A 22363-nucleotide genomic window follows, 5' to 3' on the forward strand; every position below is an offset into this window, starting at 1 on the left:
AACGCGACCCCATTACATATCAATACCCAACGTCGAGAATAAATATTATCAGCAAATTGAACTGGGCTTGCCTGCCAATATTTTTTTAAATATTTTACAATCGAGTCAAAACCATCCCAATCAGAATAAAAGCCTAAATGACACTCGACTTTTCCTTCAGAGTTAATTCTTCTAGTTACAGTTGTCAACGACTCATCCATTCATTCAACCCCAAGACATTTATTACCACTCTAGTTATTTTTTATTTTAGGGAGGCACCAGTAAGCAGCAGCCCAAGTAGAGATTCCGCCTAACAAAAAACTCAAAAACACGGGAAACATATTTCTCATCACATGATAATTTTCAACCTCACTTATGAAGAAAAAAACCACACCAAACATCCATGCAGTAGAAACAACTGCGCCGACAACTGAAATCATTAGGTACACTTTAAAACTGCCCACAGGCTTTACAAAAACCAACATTAGAGAAAAAACTAATGCAGGAAGAAAAAAAATCAACTGCGCCATTAAGGGAATGGTAATAAATAACGAAAAAACCTCACCCCCTCTCACCTCCCCAATTAATGATGAATTCTTAAACACCGTTATCAATATCGAAATCAACATTAAGGGCACAGCGGCTACCCCCGAAAAAAAGGGGCACAACATGAATGCGAAAAAAACTTTTATTCGGGGATATGTATTCAACGTCATGGTTTACACCCTTGACTGACACCATAGCCTAGTAACTTACAACCAAACTCAACCCTAGACTTATAATCCAAGACATCTACACCACCACTAATACTGGGCACGTCAAGTGGCAATTTTTTTGCACCTTTGTCAGAATCTGTCATGTATTTTGAGACCCCTAAAAATGTATCATATCCGCTTAGGTATTTTTCATGAATAGGTTGTAAAGTTCTCTGTTCAGCTTTCAATTGATTAATGTCCCAGGCCACTGGGTCGGTCGCTTTCCCATTATATAGCGCCTTGAAGTTTTCATACCCTCCAGCCATAAGAGCATCTCCTGCCGCCTTCCGCCAATCATAAACAGGCGCTAACACCCACCCAGCACCAAAGGTGATATATGAGGCATTCCCGTCCGCCCCCAACCCGGTAAAAGGTGCACGCGAAACAGTATCTGCGCCCCCAAACCATTTTGCACCAATGCCCAATTGATGTTCATAGGTATCACTGGCACTAAAAAAGTTTGCTCGATTATCAATTGTATTGAAGTAGGATACAAAGGAGTCTTTTCCTTCTTCAGTATTGTATAAATAATCGAAAGTGTTTTTTGATGAGCGCTCAACGTCTCCGTGCATCACATTCCACGCATCTTTAATAGCCGTATACTTTATAGCAGAGCTCACCGCCGTCCGGCAGCTATCGCTACCGGGGTTTTTGGAGCATATATCGTTCATTTCGTCGTCCAAAAACTTACTTAGTCTTTCGGCTTCTGTTTTCGCAGCAATTTTTTCAGCGTCTGTCGAACAGGTCCTACCCGATATGCAATCTCTAACTTCATCGAATTTTTGATGGGTTAAGTAGTTAAACGTAGTCGCCTTTTGTGCTACCTGTGCGCCCTTTTCCAGGTCGCCATCTACCGCAGCCGCCGCCACCAAACCGGTCAGTTGTGAAAGCATCAACATGATGTCTTTATTATCTTGGGCTGCCCAAGCTAACTGATTAATTAACGCTTCGTTCAACCCCGCAGCCGCAGCCCCAGTTTTGAAATCACTGCCCGTCGCTTCCGCCAGCAATCCGCCCATCAAAGCATGCGCAATAATCTTCTGAGGACTCCCATTAGGGAACGTGACGTAATCACCCACCCAATTAAACCCGGTAGCCATCGCAACGTTGCCAGCCTCTCCCAGCAAGGCAGCATTGAAATTGTCGCCGAAACTTCCACCTTGGACGGCCGTTGAAATCCCACTAGAGATTACCGCCCGGCCTCCGGTACGCAGCGCGATATCACCCGCTGACGTCCAGGTGAAAATATCTTTGGAAGAGTTAGTAACCGCCAAGGTTGAGCCCGTACTTGGGGTAACACCTTGGACGGTGGTTGTGCCTGCACCTGCGCCGTCAGCACCAGCGAACCAATTGGTGTCGGCATACTCAAGGGCTCCCGCCGTAAACCCGGCGACTGCTGCGCTTTTCAGGCTATTGGCGCTGACCGTTTCCTTAAGCGCTGCGCCCAAATTGCCTTTGTTATTGATGGTGCTGGTGACTGCCGTCGTACTCAGGCTGGTGCTCACCGCAAGGGTGGCTCCCTGCAACCCGAATCCTACCGGCCCCATAATCGCCGCCATCATGATTGCTATCGCAATCTTGGCACCGGCGCCCAACCCTGAGTTGTCGTACTTGAAGCTCTCGTGAATCTCCTTCACCTGGCGCCAATCAATGTCGCCACGCGCCTCAGCCTGTTTCAGCCAAGCCAGGTTAGGATCAGCCTTGACCATCGCATCGACGGTTTGACTTACGGTCTGCTGATCAACCTGTTTAACATCGATGCGTATCCCTTCGGCGGCTTTAATAACAAGCTGCCCTTGAGCAACCAGCTCGCTCTGGCGCAGGGTTTCATCCGTGTTGCCTTTACCTTTGGCGCTGAACCACGATAGGTCGCTTTTGCTCTTGGTATGGCTCTCATCGTGCAGGTCCTTGACCCCTTCAAAGACGATCGCACCGCCACTGTCGAGGATGATGTCCTTGCCGCTGTTGAGCTTGGCGACTTGATACAGCTGGTCGCCTTCACTTTTCAGTGTCAGGTTGCCGCCAGTCTTGATTTCGGTGCCTACCTGGGTCGTGCGGGTGACTTCATCCGTCTGCGCCTTTTTAGCGCCCCAACTGCCCTTCTCCTTCATGTCATACAACGTATGCGTACTGTTCTCAGCCGCCAACAAACTCAACTTATCCCCGCTATACAGATAAGCCTCATTCCCCGCACTGATCCTGCTCGCCACAATCGTGGTGTCACGCCCAGCCTGGCTGACAAAATCCCCACCCGCCGTCAGCACGCTTGCCACTTGGGTGGTCTGGTCGTCCGAGGTCTTGATGCGTTTTTTGCCGTGCTTTTCCTTGCCTTCGACGTTGTGCATGTCGCTGACCGAGGCGACGTTGAGGTCGCGGCCGGCAGCGATGTTGAGGTCTTTGCCGGCGGTGGCGGTGCTGCCGATGATGTTGACGTCTTGCCCGGCCTGCAGGTTGAGGTTGCCGCCCGCCGTGACGCTGGCGGCGAGGTTTTTGACGTCGGTGGTGATGCTGGATTTCTCGCCGTCGTCGCGGGTCTCGTGTTTGACGCTGGTGTCGCTGGCGGCGATGAGGTTGAGGTCGCGGCCGGCGGTAAGGTTGGCGTCGTTGCCCGCTACCAGCGCGCCTCGGTTGGTGAGGTCGCGGCCGGCGTCGATGGCGAGGTTTTCGCGGGCGACGATGGTGCCGGCGCTGGTGTCGGTGAGGGTGCGCATGCCGACGCCGTCACGCACCTGGATGGCGGTGGTGTCGTTGGTGACGTCGCCTTTGAGGGCCGTGAGGCTGACTTGTTTGCCGCGAATTTCGCCGGCCATGGCATTACGGATGCTGTCCTGGGCCAGCAGGCTCAGGTTGTTGCCGGCCTCGACCAGGCCGCCGGTGTAGATACTGCCGCTGCTGATGGCGGTAAGGTTGTTGCTGGCGCGCAGGGTGCCCACGTTGATCAGGTCGCCGCCGGTGACGAGGTTGAGGTCGCGGCCCTGGATCAGGCTGTTGCCGCGCACGTTGCGCGAGTCGGCCTGGGCCAGGTAGAGCACGGGCACGAGGACGGTCTGGCCATCGATGACGCGGTTTTCCATCCACACGATATCGTGGGTCAGGGCGCCGACTTGCTGGCCGGTGAGGGCCACGCCGAGGCTCAGGCGCAGGGCGTCTTTGCTGGCCAGCGCGTTGTCCATCAGGTAGCGGAACTGGTCGGCGTCGCTGTACAGCCCGCCGGCGAGGAAGCGTTGGCCGGTTTGCGCGAGGACGGCGTCGCGGATCAGGCGGGTTTCGTACTGGCCGTCACCGAGGCGGCGCCAGGCGTTGTCGGCGTTGAAGCCGAGTTTGCCGAGCATGTAGTCGGAGCTGAAGAAACCGGACACCGAGGTGAACTCGGGGTTGGTCTCGATCAGGTAATGGCTGGTGGGGTCGGCGTTTTTGACGAACAGGCCGTACTCGCCCTTGGGCAGTTGGAAGGTGGGCGAGGTGGTGGGGTCGACCGGGGCGAAGGCGGTGCCGGTGTAGTCCACCGGTACGAAGCCGCCGCCGGGGGCCACGCCTACGACGGGCAAGACGCTGCCGGGGGCCTGGGCGCTCGGGTCGTTGGCGTGTTTGCTCAGGTTGATGTTGATGCCGCCGACGGGGATGCCGGTCTGGTCGTCGCCGAGGGTGCCGGTCAACTGGGCCAGGGTGTTGTTGTGCAGCGTGCCGTTTTGCAGGGTGCGGGCGACGTTGAGGTTGACCGTGCCGCCCGCCTGCAGGGTGGCGTCGTAGCCGGGGCCGCCGTTGCTGGTCCAGGTGGTGACGTCGCTTGAGTGGACGAAAGGCCGGCTATTGGGCGAACGGTTTTTCAGTTCTTCGAAGCGCGCCTTATCGAAATTGCCCGCCGCCGTGGCCGCATTGAACGCGGGAACGTCGACATAGCGCATGCGTTCAAACAAATCGTCGGGAACGTGCCCCGGCGTGTTGACGACAATCTTGCGCTGCCCCGTGCGCGTGGCGGCGCCCTGGTTGAGCAGGTCACCGGCGGTGATGCTCAGGTCGCCATTGGCGGCCATCAGGCTGTAGCGGTTCTGCACATTGTCGCCTTGCAGCAGCATGTTTTTGCCGGCCACCAGGCGCGCCGATACTGAATCCTTGGTCGCCGCCTCAAGGTACGTTTCGTAGATGGTGATCTCGCCACGTTCCCAGTCGTCTTTCTCGCCGCAGTGTTGCGAACAAACCCAATACAGGCTGCCGGTGGTGAGCGTCTGCCCGAGTTCGAATTCGTCCTTGGCGTTTTCGATAAAGCCTGCATTGATGCCGATGGAGCCTTCGCTTTCCACGGTGCCGGAGCGGTTGCTGAACAGCACGGCACGCCCGCCATCCCGTGCGGCGAAGCTCAAGTTGCCTTTGCTGTAGACGTCGCCATAGCTGTTGCTGAAGCCATTGCTGCGCAAGGTCATATCGCCGCCGCTGAACAGCAGCGAATCGGCGGCATTGGTGATGCCGTTGACCGCCGTGAGGTTCACCGCGCCCTGGGCACCGAGGGTGCCACGGTTGTTGATTTGCGCGGCGGCGATATCCAGTTGCTGGCGGGCAGTGAGGAAGCCGAGGTTGTCCAGGGTGCCGCCCAGGGTCAGGCGGGTATTGGTGGCGGCCAGGCGGCCGCCGTTCTGGCTGAGGTTGTTGGCGGCGACGGTGAGTGTTTGCAGGGCCGAGACGCGGCCGCTGTTGCTCATATCGCCGGTGGTGATGCTGATGTCACCGTCGCTGAGCAGTTCGCCGCCGTTGTCCAGGCTGGCCACGTTGAGGATCAAGCCCTTGGCGCTGGCCATGCGGTCGCCGGCCTTGAGGGCCAGCGCCTGGTCGCTCTTGTAGGTGAGCACGTCGTTGAGTTGCACGCGGCCCAGGCCGTCGACGTTGCCGAACGCCCAGTCGGCGCTGCCCATGCCCTGGATATTGCCCTGGCTGCCGAAGAGGCTGGCGGTGTTGAGGTGGAACAGGCCGGTGCCGGCGTGTTGCAGCATGCCGCTCTGGTTGTTGAGGCTGGCGGCGTCAAGGCTGAAGGCCTGGCTGCCGAATTCGAGCGTGCCGTTCTGGTTGTTCAACGCACCGCTGAGGTTGACGCTGCTGCTGGCGCCGCCCAGCGCACGCAGTTGCCCGCTGGCGCTGTTATCCAGGTTGCCGCCGGTAAGGGTCAGGCCCTGGATGGCTTCGATCAGGCCGCCCTGATTGGTGAGGGTGTCACGTGAGGTCAGGCTGATCTGATTGCCGCTGACCTGGCCGCCCGCGCTGTTGTCGAGGGTCGCGCCGCTGACGGTCACGTGTTCTTTGCCGAACAGTTTGCCGCCACGGTTGGCCAGGGCTTCGACGGTCAATTGCAGGTTGCCGACCAGGCTTGCCATCAGGCCGCCGCTGCCGTTATCGACGCTGTTGGCGGTGACGTTCAGGCTGTCGCCCTGCACGGTGCCGCCCTGGTTGTGCAGGCTGGCAGTGGTGAGCACGGTGGGGGCGCCGCTGCTGAGGATCAGGCCCTTGCGGTTGCTCAGGTCCTGGCCGCTGTAGGTCACGCCTTCGGCACCGGCCAGCAGTTGGCCGTTGTCGTTGTTCAACTGCTGCGCGGCGATGTCCAGGCGCTTGCCGCGCAGGGTGCCGCCGTCGTTGTTGAGGGTGGTGAGTTGCTTGACCAGCACGCTGCGTTCGCCCGCGTCGATCTGGCCGCCGACGTTGGTGAGCAGGTCGCTGACCTTGAGCACCACGTCGCCGCCATCGCTGACCAGCGCGCCTTTGTTGCTGTTGGTGAAGGTCTGCGCGGTGACGTCGACGGTCTGGCCCAGCAGGATGCCGGCGCTGTTGTCGAAGCGCTCGCCCTGCAGTTGCAGCAGGCCCTCGCTCTGGATGCGGCCCTGGGCATTGAGCAACTGGCCCGGCCCTTTGAGCAGCAGGCTTACGCCCTGGGCGCCACCGGCGAGCAGGCCGGCATTGCGGTTGTCGAGGCCGGAAGCGCGTACGTCGAGGCGGTCGCCCAACATGCGCCCGGCGCGGTTGTCGATGTCGCCGCCAGCCACATCGAGCAGCAGTTGCTTGCCGACGATCACGCCGCCCTGGTTATCCAGGTTGGCGGCGTGCAGTTCGATATCGCCCTGCCCGGCCTGCAGGCGGCCCTGGGCGTTGTTGAGCTGTTGCGCGGCGGTCAGCGTGAGCTTGCCGGTGTCGGCGCTCAGTACGCCGCCTGCGTTGCTGCCGAGGGTGCCGGCTGTAACGTTTAGATCGGTGCTGGCCTGGGCGAAACCCTGGTTGTTGTTGAAGGTGTTGGCGACGGTCAGGTTGAGCGCGCCGCCGTCAGCCTGGATCAGGCCCTTGAGGCTGTTGTCGAGGTCGCTGGCATTGACGGTCGCGGTTTTGGCTACCAGTACGCCATTCTGGTTGTTCAGGTTGCCGGCGTTGACGCTCAGGTCGTTGGCGATGACTTGCCCGCCGCTGTTGTTCAGGTCGGCGCTGGTCAGCGCGAGGCTGCCGCCGGCCATTTCGATACGGCCCTGGCGGTTGTCCAGGGAGGCGCTGTTGAGCGTGGCGGCCTGGCCTTCGCCGAAGCGGATCAGGCCACCGAGGTTGACGATGGCCGGTGAGCTGATCACCAGGCTCTGCTCGCCGAACAGGCGCGCGGTGGCGCCCTGGTTGGTGAGCTTGGCGCTGCTGACCTCGATGTTCTTGGCCTGGATGATCGCGCCCTGGTTGGTCAGCGCTTGCGCGGCGGTAATCGCCAGGCCTCGGCTGGCCAGCAGGTTGCCGCTGGTGGTGACGGTTTGCGCGCTCACCACCAGGTCGCCGGTGGTGTTGCGGGTGTTATCGGCGGCGACGCCGGCTTCGATGATGCCGGGGTTGTTCACGCTGGCCGCATTGATCTCGATGCGCTGGCCTGCGGCAATGCTCTTGCGGTTGACCAGGTCCTGGGCGCTGCTCAGTCGCACGTTGCCGTTGGCGTAGACCTTGTCGGTGAGGTCAACGGTCTGTGCGCTGACCTTGACGTTACCGGTGGCCGCCGCCTGCGCCATGCTCAGGCGGCCGTTGGCGTCGAGCTGGATATCGCCACCACTGGCGGCGAGCGTACCGTCAAGCTTCACGCCCACACCGGCCTCGGTGCCTACCAATTTGATGGCGCCGGCGTACATGCCGCCCAGGGCCGACGAGTCGATCGCCAGCTCGGGTTTGGCGCTGCCGTCATCGGCGCGCACGGTGGTTTTCAGGCTTTGCGCATCGACGTCGTTACGCCCGGCGATCACGTTGAGTTCGCGGGCGTTGATCTGAGCGTTGATTTTGGCGGAGCGGGTGATGATATCGAAGCGCTCGACATTGCTGGCGTTCAAGCCTTCGCCGTCGATGGTCACGGCACCGCCATCGACCTGGTAGCTTTTCAGCTGGCCGGTCGGGTCGATGACCGGCTTACCCGTGGTCAGGGTCACATTGGGCGTATTGATAAAGCCGCAACCGCTGCACGTCACACCGTACGGGTTGGCCACGATGACCTTGGCCGACTGCCCCGCCACTTCGGTATAACCGCGCAACTGACTGGCGCTGCCGCCGTTGACTTCGTTGAGGATGACGTTGGCCGCGCCGCCCTTGAGGTTGGGGTTGCCGACAATGATCCCGCCCAGTTGGGTGTTGACCATAGGGCCGTTGCCATTGTTAAGGATCACGCCGTTGGGGCCGACGTTGTAGTCCTTGAACTGGTTATGAGACAGACCCGCGCCGTTCGGCGTGGCGATATTCACCACCGGCACGCCATTGCCCGCAGCGCCCACCGTGGTACCCGGCGCACTGACCACGATGCCCTCGGCCTGGGCCAGCAACGGCTGCCAGAACAGCGCGTTGGCGAGGATCAACGCCAGCCCACGCTTGGGCAGGCCGAAGAACGAGTTTCGCGGCTTCAGGGCAGCAGAAGGTTGGCGGGCCAGGAAGGCGAATTGTCGAACATCCATTTTCGTAGTCTCGTTGCAGCGGGCATTAAGGACATGCGGCAGTAACCGGCGCTGGGGGCTCGCTCATTACTGTCGACATGCGATCGTCAGGCTGGCTGGCTGGAGATAGAACGTCAGCTTTTAATGCCATATCGGGAAAATGCCATTACTTAGCCATCAGATCGCCGAATAAGTTAGTACAAGGAAAGGGGGAAAAGTTCGCGAGGGATGTGTGAATTGGATCCCACTTATCGGAATTTAGGGGTGGGGTAGGTTTGAATAGCGTCGACGCAGCGGGCGAGTGGGATTGACTCAGTTGCTGCCACGTCAGTGGAGGCCTACCTGAGCTCGGGAGAAGCCGCCGAAACTCAGGGAGGATATCTATTGTTTTGCGCAACTAGTCGATGGGACTTCTGCGACAGGGCCGGGCGTCTCTAAACCGGAGAGAAGTCGAATCACTCCGCCGCATCTCCAGTCATGCCGGTCCAGATACGCCTCATAATCCTTACCTGCCTCAGGAGTAAATACTTGAGGAGCTGGCACACACCTGAATTGGTCGGTGACCATTTTCATCACGACCACAGAAGGGGCGCCTGCGGGGATAACAAACTCTGAGTACGACTCGCCATAGCTCAGATGATCGCTCCTCCATGACGCCGGCATTCCTATACTTCGTATGGTGTGTTTGCCCAGGGTGGAGTTGAACTTATCTGCAAGTGTATCGCCATAGGCATAAATAGGTTCTTTGCTCGAAGCGCAGTCTTGTCCTGGATTGATTGCGGCGGGCAAACCGTTGTTTCCGAAAAGACGGATCCTTGCGGAGGTTGCCTGATCGTAGGGCTGCTCTTGTATAGGCTGTTTGAGATTAATAGAACCACAGCCACTGAGCAACAGCGTAGAAAAAATGGCAAGTAGTCGGATGTTCAAAAATAACTCCTTGGGTTAGGTATTACGCTGTGATTGGAAAGTTTTTGTATGCCTAATTTGGCTGATGGCGCCTAATATATTGCTTCTGTCGCTATAATAATCGACTCCTCTCTACCAGCTAAAGACAGAGCCGGTACAGCACAAGCTTGGCTAAACAATTCGAGACCTTCTAGAGTTATCGAAGGCAAATTAAAGGCCAAATTCATCAAACTTACTAAACCATCCACTCCACCTCAAAATCAACTAGTTGAGCCTGAAGCCCTGCCTCATGCTCGAACCAGTAATCAAACCCTTCAATATCACTTTTCTTCAAGTAAAGATAATACCCGCCAGTGTCGCCATCACGGTCGTCCGCAACAACAATTTTCCACCCAGAGTATCCGCCAGTAACAATGACACCCTTCCGAACGATAGACATATTCACATCCTAGTCCGCATAGGTAAACATGACTATTAGAAATATATTTTCCAGACACAGGGTCTTTAACTTGAAAATGCACATGCAAAACACCCGGAGCATGTGTTCCTAATAGATTCTGAGTCGATAAGGAACTCCTTGGCGCCATCAGTGCTGTCAGCCACCAAGTATTCAGATAACATCCAGAAACCTACAACTTACAAGAGACATTCAAACCGCAAGCGGAGATAAAATCGTGCATCGGTACATTAAGGGCGTCACCCTCTCCAGAAGAAAGAATATCTTGCAATGTAACGATGTCATTTTCAAAATCCAATGAAACATCAAAGCAATTAAATTCAAACTTCCTGAGCAAAACGCTCTTGGAATGGTTCCGCTCGTCAAAGGCATCTTTTAAAATAGAGCGAACACTGTCACCCAACTCTTGGACGACAAATCGTTCTATTAGTGTTTCGCCGCTGCTCATAACTGTTCCTAACTAGTACAGGAATGCAGCCTGAATCACACTATCCCGAACATCTATTTTGATTGTAGATATTGTAGCGGGCTTTGCGTGATGAGGTGCGCCAGCAAGCTCCCCAGCAGTCGTCGTTGCTTTTGCACCTACAAGTAATCTAGCCAGTCACCGGACTTAACATTCTGTCTCTTCTTAAGTAAGTCCTCGTACCGAGCTTTATTTTTTTCAACATTACCCTCAATATCTATAGAAATAAAACCATGCCCCCTCTCCTCTACAGATAAAGCTGTTGGCTTAATCTTCATCGGCGAATGCTCTATCAAGACCCCTGAAACCTTAGACTTATGAAATATAAAGCTCTTCCCTCCGGCCAAGGGAAGGATTTCATCCATCACAGAAAACATTATTTCAGGGTTAGAAATTTCAATTTTTTCACCATCTTCATAACTTTCTGAATAGTTCTCTGGAATGAGGAAAAGTTTATAATCAATAACAACCAGCCAGCCCTCCAGCCCAACAATATCGCCAATATTCATTATCACTCCCCTATCACAATGGCATTAACGCCTGTTGACATTGCGCCATCTAACAACCCTTGCTGAACACCTCTTGGCCCGACATACGGGTCTCGTGTCATATAGTAACTTACGCCATCAACAGATTTAACACCATCAACAATAATGAAGTGTTTTCCTTGGCCAGCGGGAACCTGAACGATAACACTCGTTCCTTCTTGCAGTGCTTTGTTTAACTGCTCAGGTAGCATTGAAGTGTTTACAGTATTCTTAACTCCCGCCTTAGATATCACATCTGATAATTCCAGAGTGTTAACGCCGGTCGGCCTGACCCCGTTTACAAAGCTTCCAATTGCATTGTCAAGGCTAATTGCCGCACCCGTTTTGTCAGTAATTGTCATTGCTGCGCAGGCTGGTCCGCATACAGGGGCGTCACCTTGTAAAACAACAGAGCCCTTTGGTTCATATGGGATCGTTTTAGGCGCAACAGTAATACCGCCTGCGCCATCAACAGAAGCACCTGCTGTCCCTTTTGGACCAAGAGCGCCACCTGTTACAGTCTCAACATTCCGCGCCGCAGCAGCAGCATCCGCAGTAGCAGCTACCTCCTTCGCCCCAAGACTGCCAAAGCCTCCCACACCTAACGCCCCACCGCCAGCCATCGCGGCACCAAAAGGCACCTCTGCTGCTGCTATGGTCAGTTCGGTACAAGCTACCGGGTTCATCCCACAGGCATTTAACAGGGCTGGGCCAAGCAACATGCCTCCTGCCACTGTTCCGATTACAACAGCACCACCCGCCAACGTATAAGCAAGGCTTTCACGGCGCTCGGCATACATTTGCGCCGAGCACGCCTCTGGGGAAATAGGGGTCAGACCACTATTCTCTATTCTTCTATTTTTAACTCACACTTTTTCGGGCGTCCTGACACACCCGGTGAAACTCTTTTACCTAATATCTGCGCAATCTCTGACGCGAACTTCTGATTCCCCAAAACGTAATTACCGTTCGTAGAAGATCGAATTTGTTCTATCAATTCAGGTGAAAGCCGATCCATGAATATAGACCGGTAAGCTTCGGCTCGTTGCGCGGCGCCGCTACCTAACTCGCTATAGACTGCATGCGGGCTTATAAAGCCTGATAACTCACCCTGTGCGTTTGCTCTATAGCTGGTCCAGCGATAGTCGCCCGGATGAGCAACCATACCCGCTCTGACCGGGTTCATTTCGATATATCGATAGCAAGCTAAAACATAGTTTTCTTGTTGAACCAAACAGGAGCGAAAGCGGCCTTCCCACAACGTGCCCGTTCGTTGATATGTTCGATTGACATATTGAACGTAGCGCTGCCCCAGCCCCTTCATAAGTAGGCTACCCCCCGCGCAGCAGGTGGGAGTCAACAATAAATGAACATGATTTGTCATCAAGCACAATGCGTGAACTTTACAACCGTACAGCTCAGCAAGCTCGGCTAATGTATCAATGTAAAAAATATAGTCTTTATCTGCATAAAAACACGCGGCCCGATTGTTTCCCCGCTGAATAATATGCAACGGGATATTCGGCAGTAAAACCCTGGGACGGCGAGCCATATAAACCTCTAACTGTATAAGAGCTTACAGCTTAGCCGTCGATCACTAGGCCGACGAAATAAAATAATTACAAAAAACAAATCATGCTTTAAAAGAGCGGCTCTAAAAACGCTAAACCGTGGTCTACCCTATTTTTCCAAAAAATAAACCATATTTTTAAAGAGCAACTCCACTGAACTCTAAAAAACGTAAAACGTGGTCTGACCCCGATTTCCAGACCCCCAACTTCTTGATTTTTCGTAAGAAAAATCGGGGATCCCTCAGGGTCAGACCACTATTCTTCTATTTAAAAGAGCAACTCTACTAACCTCTAAAAACGCAAAAATGTGGCCTACCCTATTTCGCCAAAAATAAACCATATTTTTAAAGAGCAACTTCACTGAACTCTAAAAAACGCAAACCGTGGTCTGCCCCCTATTTCCTTCTCCCTCAACCCCTACTCCCTCCTTATAAACCTAATCAGCAATCCTAAAGAAATGATTATCTAGATCATCAGGGGGAAACTGACTAGGCAAAATTTTTGACGAAATATCTCTGCTAAGCAACTTTAAAAGAAACTCAACACAGCCAAAATTGTAGACCTCCTCCGCCCCCTGATCCGAGCTATGAATTGCAACTTTCCATGACTCTGGTTCTCCATTGACTAACCAAACAAGAGTTTCTCCATTATCCGTTACCGCCCAAGGAAGAAAAGAACCTTCCGCAGGGTAAGCTGGTCTCGGATAGTCCGACGAAAACTCCTGCCTCATTACAGCGTATGCATCTATAAAGTATTTGCTTTTTTCAAAATTCAAGTTTGGATTTTTTGAAAATGGATCTAGAATCCATAAAAAATCGTCTACCGACCCACATCCGTAAATTGATATTAATTGTTTGAAATCATTCGGCAATCGTGGATTTCCCTCAGATTCAAAGTTCGCCCAAGCCGTGTTATCGAAGATTCGCTGAGAGGGTGGCGAAAGAAGACTAATCAGCTTATTTATCATTCCTACTTAACTCCACTCACGTTTGGGATTGATACATCAAGAGTCAAACCGCCTGATCCACGAGCAGATAACGTTACACCGGTTGGCATTGGATTTGTACCCGTGTAAATAGGCACCGCCCTATAGCTTACGGTTTCACCACTCTGCACCGCGCTCCTGACTTGACGCTCAAATGAACTCATATTTGGATGATTTGCGTTGCGCTGGAAAAGTGTCACCAAATTTCTTGCATCATCACCAGCCCCCCCTAGTGAATTTGCTAGCAAATGTCCTCGTGCATGGTTAGCAGGCTGCCCTTCAAAACCTGGAGGTCGAATTGCTGGATTAGCGCTTGAACCGCCTCCCAATGAATCCTCCCTAAGGACTGCTGTAACTCCAGTAGGTCGACCAAGTGAGTCAAGCTCGCCGAGAATTACGTTGCTTGGGGCATTTGGACTTGGCCTGGCCAGCGAAGGGTAGCTGCTTTCTGGAATTTCTTTTGGAGGCGCGAAATCCGCATCGTTAGCAGCAGCCTTACCAGCATCTACAAAGCCAGTTTCTCCAGAAACCAGCCCTGAAGGAGTTGCCTTCGCCCCCCCCAACTCTATTCGAGCAGCGACCTTAGCCGTAACCTTCTCCGCCAGCAAGGCGCCACCCTTCACCAGCCCACCGCCAGCTGAAAGGACCGCAGCCATATCGCTGATCAGCCTTCCAGTTTCAACCCCGGCGTTATAAGAGCCACTGGGCCCGGCTTCTTCATACTGCGCTTGCAGTCGATCGATGCGATCAATATACGGCTGCTTGACCGCGTCCCAAACACCACCGCTCTCCACTACAGCTTTCAGCGCCGCATAGGTCGCCTTGAGGTTGCCTGCGGTGCGGACGATGCCATCAACGGTGTCGTTCAGCCCCAGAACAGCGCCAGCGGCAGTACCGAGTGTAAAGCTGGCATCCTACGCGATGTCGATCGCTGTCCACTTCGTAGCTGTGCCTGTACTGCAGACCAACGTCGGACACTCACTCATTTCCTTGTCTCTCTGAGCCTTCTGCGCCTTGCTCAGATAGTTGTTCTGGACGGCATTAGTGCCCGCTTGCGCGCCGGTCACTGCCCCACTCAGGTCACCACCTGCAATCCCCCCAGCCAGCCCAGCGGCCAAACCGGACAGCGCAACCACCGTCTCTCTCTGCTCCTGCGTCAGATCCGCCGTTTTAGTGTTTGGGTACAGTTGATGGGCGATCAATTCGCCCGTCGCTGCCCCGGCACCGCCTGCCAGCGCCGAGTTGCCTTGGGCCTGTGCCACCACGGCACCCAATACCGCATGCGCCATAGTATTCAGCGCATCGTTGTCCCCGGTGGTTTTCTTGATCACTTGTGCCAAGTAAGGAGACGACGCCCCCGCAATAGCGGAGCCAATATCGCCCCCAACCAGCCCTTGCAATGCTGCTGTCACCGCCTGTGCTACACGCGGGTAATTACCGCCGACCCCGTAGTCGGCCATGATTCGTTTATAAGCGTCAGTGGCGATCAGTTTTTTCTTGTAGGCGTCGACGTCCTCTTTTTTGGCATCCTTTCCAGGCTCTTTGATGCCACGCTTATCAAGTTCAGCACGCGCTTCTTTATCGGCATCGATCTGACCCTGAGTCCGAACGATGTCTACCGTCTGAGTGCCAATATCCGCAATCAACTGCACCTGCCGCAGCCGTTTCTGCTCTTTCTCCTTATCGAAGATGGGGCTGATGGCGCCGTTGGCGTGTTCAACATCGTGGCTCAGCGTTGCCCGTCCTGCTGCTGTTTGGCAGGGTCGCGGATGTTGAGGGGGCCATTGGAAATAGCCGAGGACGTGGTGCCGCTGTCGCTGTCGCCGTGGTTGAATCCGACCAAGCTGCCGGTGGGCATATTGCTGATGAACGCGTTGGTGCCATCGCTGCCACTGCTGATGCTGGCGCTCTGCAATTGGCTTGTGTACTCAGCCTTGTTCTTTAAAACGCTCCATCCCAGCGTACCGGTGTTCAGGCGGTTTTTGTCCGGCGTAGCCGTGCTGGCGATCACGCTGCCATCGAGTTGCGTATGGTTGCCCACATCAATCTGGTAGCCGCCCTTGCCGCCGAACAGGCCGGTCTGCTCCTGCACACTCTGGTATTTGGAGTCGATCTTGCTTTTGCTGATGCTCAGGTTTGCACTGCCACCGGTGCCGATGATGGCGAAGCTGACGCCTCCACTGACATCCGTTTGCTTGGACTTGTAGTTATCGGTGTCCTGCAGGCTTTGCAGCGTGAGGTCGCGACCCACGGTGGCGGTGATTTTGTCTGCGCTGACTTGCGCGCCTTTGAGGGCAGTGTCTCGTCCGCTGATCAGGCTGACCTGTTTGCCGGCGTCCAACAAAATAGGGGGCTGAGCACTATTCTTCTACAAAAAATAAATCATATTTTTAAAGAGCAACTTTGCTGGACTCTAAAAAACGCAACAACGTGGTCTGACCCCTATTCCCTTTCGAGGACGGGAATACGCTGCGCGGGATCGGTGATGTCATACACATGCTGCTCACAGCCCGCGCCGACGATCACGAACTCCACCAGGTAAATCTTCTGCTTCTGCGGCTTGAACGCCGAGCTCATAGGGCCGCAGGCGTAGACAATTTTTTCGGCGTAGCGGTAGTAGTTCGAGTCATACACCCGCGACTCGCCCAATACCTCGATTGTCTGCCCCGGATCAGCCAACACTTCCAACTGCGGGAAGCGCTTGACCGCCGCGCTGTTGGCAACCTCACTCATCTTGGCGATCCAGCCGAACACCTTGCCCCGGCCCGAATCTACCACCGTGCCGAGGATCTCCGGCCGCTGATCGGCATCACCGCCACGGCGCACGGAGAACTGCACAGGGTAGGTAAAACCGGTGGCCCGCATGATCACCTTGGCTTGCTCGGCATCGGCCACGACCTTGTTCTGCTGCAACTGCACGCCGTCTTTGAGCAGGCTGGACGACGAGTCGCGAACATTGGAGTGACAGCCCGCGAGGATCAGGGCCGAGAGGATAAAGGCAACTTTTTTCATAAGGGTTTTCCGTGTAGATACATGGGCCATGCAAGGGTCAAAAACTCAAAAAAAATACGACACCGTATAAAAACAGGGCGAAGCCGGCCAACGCCGCTCGCCACTCCGGGTCGGCATCCTTACTCATGCCGCCCGGCGCGATGGCCCCTGGCGCCTCGCGCATAGCTGTAGACCGCCTGGCAGAGTGTTTTCCTTGATGTAGGCGATAACCTGCTGGTCCGCCTTCTCAAACATCTGCACAGAGGTCTTGCCATCGCCCATGTGCATCCAATTACCGGCGGGACCATAAATACCGCTGCCTGAAGCGACCCTATCAGTAGCCGGCGTGATGTCCGTGCCTTTTACAAAAGACAGCCGCATCTGCGCCTCAATCTGCTCAGCGGTGAACTTGCCATTACTCTTTTTGGCCAGCTCTAGCGCGAATGCTTTCTCTTCAGGGTGCAACTGAGCGGTTGTATTTGTCGACCGCAAACGCTGTACCGCCGGCAACTACCCCACCTGTCACACCATCACCTGAGCCCACGGCGCCGCCCACACCTTTAGCAATCAAGGAGGCTATGGCTTTTTGATCAGCAGGCGACAGATCGCTATCGGCCAGGGCCTTTTCTCAGGGTTTCATTGATCGTCCTTGAGCAGGTAAAGATACCCGGCAGTGCACCTGTCGGGGTTTATCGCAGGGGGTCACTACATTTCCCCATTACCGGATATGTAAGACTTCACATACGTCCATCGAGTGAGGATCCAATACGCCGCGAATACAAACGTAAGGGGAAAGCCGATCCAGTTGTATACCCAAGGCGAGTCAGTGCGCAGGGCGAGTGAAATCACCGCAGCGATGATCATCGCAAGTAGCAGGCTAGCCGCCAGAATCATGGAAAACAGTGAGATGGATAAGAAAAACCCACCGATCCATTTATTTCTTCTCACCCGAAGCCTCCTCGTAAAACGTATACCCTTTATCAGCAACAGACTTCAGGTACGCTCCCAGCGCTGTCCCGTAAGGTGCTGCCTTGCCAAAAACATGAACTTGTTGTTGTCGAAGCTGTGCACGGTGACGCCGAATATTGAATCCTTTTTATTGAGGCTATCCTTGAGGCCCATTTTAAGCGGAACCTTAACGAAGCCTGAGCCTAGTGACAATGCGAAATCCGCACCACTGTAGATAGCCGACCCGTACCCGCCAGGAATCTCATTGAATACTTCTTTGACCGAACCCTAGGCTTCCCACTCTCAAAATCCCAAGCCCCGTAAGTACAGTCAAAGGTAACCAGAGAGTCAAAATCTATGTTTACTATCATTTGATCTTCTCCAGAATAATGGTTTTCATGCTGTCGAGATTTTGAATTTTGCTGCCATCAGTTCGAAGGAGCATATGTGTCGAGAAGCGGAAATCTAAAGCTCCGCCCCTTATTACTCGCACACCAAGTGATTCGAGATCGGTGACACTAGGGAGTTTGCCATGAGGATTTTTAGTTTAGGAAATAGTGGTCAGACCACCATTGAAAATTTTATAAGCGCCTTGCTTAAAAAACGTCAAGCAAATGAAAATAAAAAAGCTAGTTTTTAAAGAGCGTAATGTTCCAAGCTTGCCCCACAGAAACTAAAACAAAACGTGGTCTCAAAAACGTGGTCTGACCCCGATTTCCATTGAGTTTAAAAGGGTAAATCTATTAAATCCCAACTAAATATATCTGCTTCCCTTTCACCCCTTTATCCAAACTCGGATTTCCACCTTTACCAGGCACACCACATCAACTTAGTAAATCATATACAAAATAAGAAAATTCATCACATAACTTTCTAACACTCATGTCCGAAGAATCCACTTCGACTATAGACCAGCTCTGGCTCGTATCGAAGCCGAAGCATCGGCCCTGCATGTCATCTCCGAAAAATCGAATATCCCGGAAAGCGTTCGCATCACCTGCATCAAAAATCTCTTCAGCCTCTAAAAAACCGCTGTAAAGCATGATACCTGCATAGTCAATCTCCCCAGCTCCAAACTCTTTTAAAAATACCAAGTAATCTTCGGGAACATTCTGAAAATCTTTTTTGATAGCATGTAAAACTGCATCATCCACAACAGCTAATCCATCCAACAAATGCTCATCTTTCTTCTCTCGCATCAAAACTTCAAAGTTCTCCATCATCGCCTCTCTATTTTTTGTCTGAGAAAATTTCTCGCGCTACGCTTCCGGCGCGATGGATACCACCTTGGTGCTGATCCGGGAATCTAGCAGGGTGCATGTTCCACCATTCATTAGGCCCCCCAAAGCTGTTTTCAATAATATGATGCGCATCGAAAGGTTGACCCGCCTTTCGTGACACTGTCAGGCCATTCTTAGCAACAACGTCCTCAGTATAGCGCGGCCACATTTGGCCTGTATTGGCCTCCCACTGACTGATCAAATCATTCTTCACTTTATTGAATTGCTTCCTATTAATGTCAGATAGTTCCGGAGAAAGCTTGGTGAATTCTTGCTCGCGCAAAATGTTGGCGAGATTAGCACGTTGTTCATCTGTTACTTTAAATCCGGTCTGCGCTTCGAGATCTTTAAGATAACGACGAGCCTGACTCGAAAGTTCAGTGAACCCTTTCGCACCCTGGGCTAAAAACTCACCCGACTCCTCCGTCGCCACCTTCCTTTTCGCCAACGCAGCGGCAACGATCTCTGAAATTTTCGCTCCCACACGTACACCCGTGAGCGAAAGCAACGTATCGTCAACCACCGTCACCGGCTCTGCCGATTTCCTGGCTAATACCAACAGCCTCGACATTGAGTCTTTTGAAGCCAGGTCGTTGGTCGAGACGTTAATGACCTCTGTCGCATGAGCATCTGCCTGCTCCCGACCGTATTGAGCCCATTTGTCAGTCAAGCGCAATTCGCCATAAAGGCCGGCGCCTGTACCATTAAACAAGCTTGTGTCTACAAACTGCTCTTTAGTCGAGTTGAACGCATAAACCGCAGAGCCGTTGGCGATAATTGCAGTGCCGTCTTTCCACGTTAATGGAATTTTCTTGTCCGCCAATTCTTGAATAGCGCCTCTGGCAATCGCCAAATCACGATCAAGCCAATCCCGCGTCGGGTCGTTGCCCCAGTTCTTTTCCAGCGCATCCAAACGGGCGTTTTCGACGGCATCGACCTTGGATCCTGCCGCCATACGCAGCAAGTCTTCCCACAAGGCATCCGACTTTGGCTTGCCCTGTGTTTTCTCTAGCTCTTCGGCTTTCTTCTTGAGAATTGGCACTTCTTGGGTCAGGTGAAGTTGGCGATTGAATACTTCGACGCCGTAACCTGTCCCACTCCCGACAGCCGCGCCGCCGATGCCATTCCCAGCGCCTGCTCCAGCGCCTATCCCGGTCGCAACCAACGCCGCGATGTTGTCCTGGCTGGCCTCAGATAATTTGCTGTTTTCCAGCGCCTTTGCAATCGAGGGCATCAACGCAGCAGAAGCACCGGCCCCCAACGCGCCACTTTCCACTCTGCCGCTGGACAACCCCATGGCGGCACCTGCCAAAGCGTGCAACATGACGCGTGCTGCTCCACCTTCTGCCCATGCAGCTCGGGTTGCCACGTCCGATTTCGGGTTCAGGGATTGCGCCTCGGCGTAATCACCCACTCGCTTGAAGATCTCGCTGGAAGCGGTATTGGCAACGATACCGACTGTCGTACCGACGGGCGCGCCACCAAGGCCTGCGGCGATCAGTCCCGTCGCGATATCCGCCATCATTTTCTTGTCGCCGCCGAACTGCCAGCGCTTGGCTTCCGAATAAGCCAGATCGGCGGCACGGGCGGTATCAGCAGCACCAGGCGCGCCTGCGTCCGCTTGTTCCTTCGCCGCCTGCCCAAGCTTCTTGGCCTCATCGGCCTTCGCCCTGCCTACCGCACTGATCACCCCACTGGCCAACTGCGCCGAGCTTTGGATTAGGTCGATACGTTCCTGCATGGCCTTTTCATCAGGCCGGTCGAGTTTCTGATTGGCATTGGCAGTGTCGCGATTCAGCCCCACCAGATCATTGGCGCCTTCGGAATTGCGAACAACAATCGTGCCTTCGCTGACCGCGCTACGGGTGTAGCTATGGTCTTTCTCCTTGAGTGCTATCGGGATGCTGCCGCCCATCGACGCACCGCTGGTACTGCTGGAAGACACCGAAATACCGGCAGACTGACTTTTGATCTCGCTGACATTCTTGATGTCGCTGACGATCAACCGGTCAGTGCTGAGGCGGTTCTTATCATCTGACGCTTCACTGGCAATCACCGCGCCTTGCAGGGTGGTGGTCTTGCCGACATTGATGTCGTAGCCGCCCGTGCCCGCATACAAACCGCTCTGGTCGGTCACGCCCTTGTAGCCGCTGTTCATATTCGCGGCGGCAAGGTTCGCCGAGCCCGCTACGGTAGAGCCATAGCAGAACGGAGGGACGCAGATACTCGCGCCGAAGCCTGCGCTGCTCTGTTTGCTGCGCGAAGACTCGGTGTCCTGGAGGGAGATGATATTAAGGTTGCCGCCAATATCTGCCTTGATACGGTCCGCACGAACCTGGGCGCCTTTGAGGGTGGTATCGCCACCGCTTTGTAACAACAGGCTGCCCGTATCGAGGGTGCTATTGACCTGAGTGACGGAGTTACCGTTGCCATTGTTCTTGGCACCCTGCGCACCGAGGTCGAGGGTGAAGCCGTTTTGCTCGCCAATATTGAAGCTGGCGCCGATGGCGGTTTTATTTTTCGACCCTTCGTTTTTGCGGTCGGTGGTGTTTTGTGCGCTTTGCATCAACACATCGTTTTTGGCCAACAACAGGGTGTTGGCGGCTTTCAAGCGGCTGCCGGTGATCTGGATATCACCCTGAGTACCCGCCGCAGCGCCCGTGGCAACGATCGACAAGTCTTGCCCTGCGTTGAGCGTGCTCTGCTTGCCGGTGACGCTGTTGAATTCGCTGCTGTTCTTGCTGCGGTTATTGGCCAGTTCGGTGCCGATTTTGATCAGCGAACCGTTGCCGGGCGTGCCGCCGATTTTATTTTTGAAACCGGAGCTTTGCGCATTGGCGTCCGAAGCCTGGCCATTCAGGTTGTAGGCGGCGAGGGCCGCCTGGGCGATTTTGACTGCCTTGAGTCGTGGGTCATCAGCGCTACGGGCCGCTTTGACGGCGTCGCGCATGCTGGTGGCAGTGTCCACTACCGAGCCCGCGATCACGCGCCCAACGGCCAAGCTCTTGGAACTGTCCTTACTGGTCTGACTGGCCGTCTCCATCCCCGAAGTGACGGTGACATCAGCCCCACTCAACTCCATGTTCTTGGTGCTTACCAGATCACTGGCCACCACCTTCAACTCACGCCCCGCTGTCAACGACACATTGCCCGCACTCGAGCCAATCGTGCTGCCGGTCAAGGTCATTTCATTAGCCGTGCCATTGTGCTTCGAGCTGTTGATGTACAGCTTCTGGTTGCCGGTCATATCGTCCAGACCGAGCTTGTTGCCGGTCAGCACGCCGGTGAGGTCGCGATTCTTCTCCTTGTGCATGTCGGTGCGGGCGAAGGTGTTTTGCGCCGCGTCGATGGTCAGGTCACGGCCGGCCTGGACGGCGAGGTCGCCGGTGCTGACCAGGTTAGAACCGGTGACCGTGGCGTCGCGCTTGGCGGCGACGGTGACGGTTTCGCCGGAGACCATGCTGCCCAGGGCGGTGGTGCGTTTTTCGTCGACTTTGTCCTGAACCTTGCTCGACTTCAGGCCGCCCCAGCTGCTTTTGCTTTCCTTGCGTTCGTGGCGGGCGCTGTCTGAGTTAGTGGCGG

Annotated in this window: 16 protein-coding genes; 1 reads left to right on the forward strand and 15 read right to left on the reverse strand. The window is 54.5% G+C overall.

The window, feature by feature from the left end; all coding sequences use genetic code 11:
- Positions 1 to 354: 354 nt before the first annotated feature.
- Positions 355 to 714, forward strand: a complete 360-nt coding sequence (locus BFP96_RS30245) for a hypothetical protein (RefSeq protein ID WP_139113379.1) — start codon at positions 355 to 357, stop codon at positions 712 to 714.
- On the opposite strand, the gene BFP96_RS10200 is transcribed toward BFP96_RS30245, so the two are convergent.
- The 15 genes from BFP96_RS10200 to BFP96_RS10250 all read right to left on the reverse strand — a co-directional run.
- Positions 692 to 8671: a two-partner secretion domain-containing protein gene (locus BFP96_RS10200; protein WP_170875998.1), complete on the reverse strand. Its 7980-nt coding sequence runs from the start codon at positions 8669 to 8671 to the stop codon at positions 692 to 694. The genes BFP96_RS30245 and BFP96_RS10200 overlap by 23 nt on opposite strands.
- 360 nt (positions 8672 to 9031) lie before the next feature.
- Positions 9032 to 9577 (reverse strand): hypothetical protein, encoded by a 546-nt coding sequence (locus tag BFP96_RS30250; RefSeq protein ID WP_139113380.1) that lies wholly within the window; start codon positions 9575 to 9577, stop codon positions 9032 to 9034.
- A 214-nt stretch (positions 9578 to 9791) separates the two neighbouring features.
- Positions 9792 to 9995 carry a hypothetical protein gene (locus tag BFP96_RS10205; protein WP_065936145.1) on the reverse strand — a complete coding sequence of 68 codons (204 nt, stop codon included), beginning with the start codon at positions 9993 to 9995 and terminating at the stop codon, positions 9792 to 9794.
- 190 nt (positions 9996 to 10185) lie between these two features.
- Complete coding sequence (locus tag BFP96_RS10210) at positions 10186 to 10461, reverse strand: hypothetical protein (RefSeq protein WP_065896196.1); 276 nt, start codon at positions 10459 to 10461, stop codon at positions 10186 to 10188.
- Positions 10462 to 10598: 137 nt separating this feature from the next.
- On the reverse strand, positions 10599 to 10988 hold the full coding sequence (locus tag BFP96_RS10215; protein ID WP_083216616.1) for a hypothetical protein: 390 nt from the start codon (positions 10986 to 10988) through the stop codon (positions 10599 to 10601).
- A 2-nt stretch (positions 10989 to 10990) separates the two neighbouring features.
- Complete coding sequence (locus tag BFP96_RS30255) at positions 10991 to 11806, reverse strand: papain-like cysteine protease family protein (RefSeq protein ID WP_139113381.1); 816 nt, start codon at positions 11804 to 11806, stop codon at positions 10991 to 10993.
- A 47-nt stretch (positions 11807 to 11853) separates the two neighbouring features.
- On the reverse strand, positions 11854 to 12558 hold the full coding sequence (locus BFP96_RS29040) for a transposase (protein ID WP_083216617.1): 705 nt from the start codon (positions 12556 to 12558) through the stop codon (positions 11854 to 11856).
- A gap of 455 nt (positions 12559 to 13013) precedes the next feature.
- A complete protein-coding gene (locus BFP96_RS29045; protein ID WP_083203172.1) occupies positions 13014 to 13544 on the reverse strand; it encodes an SMI1/KNR4 family protein in 531 nt (176 codons plus the stop codon).
- Between the two features lie 2 nt (positions 13545 to 13546).
- Complete coding sequence (locus BFP96_RS31185; RefSeq protein WP_256548911.1) at positions 13547 to 14356, reverse strand: DNA/RNA non-specific endonuclease; 810 nt, start codon at positions 14354 to 14356, stop codon at positions 13547 to 13549.
- 120 nt (positions 14357 to 14476) lie between these two features.
- Positions 14477 to 15214 carry a VENN motif pre-toxin domain-containing protein gene (locus BFP96_RS31190; RefSeq protein WP_256548912.1) on the reverse strand — a complete coding sequence of 246 codons (738 nt, stop codon included), beginning with the start codon at positions 15212 to 15214 and terminating at the stop codon, positions 14477 to 14479.
- Positions 15215 to 15291: 77 nt separating this feature from the next.
- Positions 15292 to 15906: a hemagglutinin repeat-containing protein gene (locus BFP96_RS31195; protein ID WP_256548914.1), complete on the reverse strand. Its 615-nt coding sequence runs from the start codon at positions 15904 to 15906 to the stop codon at positions 15292 to 15294.
- Between the two features lie 98 nt (positions 15907 to 16004).
- A complete protein-coding gene (locus BFP96_RS10230; RefSeq protein ID WP_065892967.1) occupies positions 16005 to 16574 on the reverse strand; it encodes a hypothetical protein in 570 nt (189 codons plus the stop codon).
- 123 nt (positions 16575 to 16697) lie between these two features.
- On the reverse strand, positions 16698 to 17063 hold the full coding sequence (locus BFP96_RS10235; protein ID WP_065936147.1) for a hypothetical protein: 366 nt from the start codon (positions 17061 to 17063) through the stop codon (positions 16698 to 16700).
- A 1262-nt stretch (positions 17064 to 18325) separates the two neighbouring features.
- A complete protein-coding gene (locus BFP96_RS10245; protein ID WP_065896233.1) occupies positions 18326 to 18724 on the reverse strand; it encodes an SMI1/KNR4 family protein in 399 nt (132 codons plus the stop codon).
- Between the two features lie 7 nt (positions 18725 to 18731).
- Positions 18732 to 22363 (reverse strand): hemagglutinin repeat-containing protein (locus BFP96_RS10250; RefSeq protein ID WP_256548923.1); only part of this gene is annotated, 3632 nt, incomplete at its 5' end.

It is taken from the genome of Pseudomonas sp. 34 E 7 (genome assembly GCF_900005715.1).
In the GTDB taxonomy this organism is placed as follows: Bacteria; Pseudomonadota; Gammaproteobacteria; order Pseudomonadales; family Pseudomonadaceae; genus Aquipseudomonas; species Aquipseudomonas orientalis_A.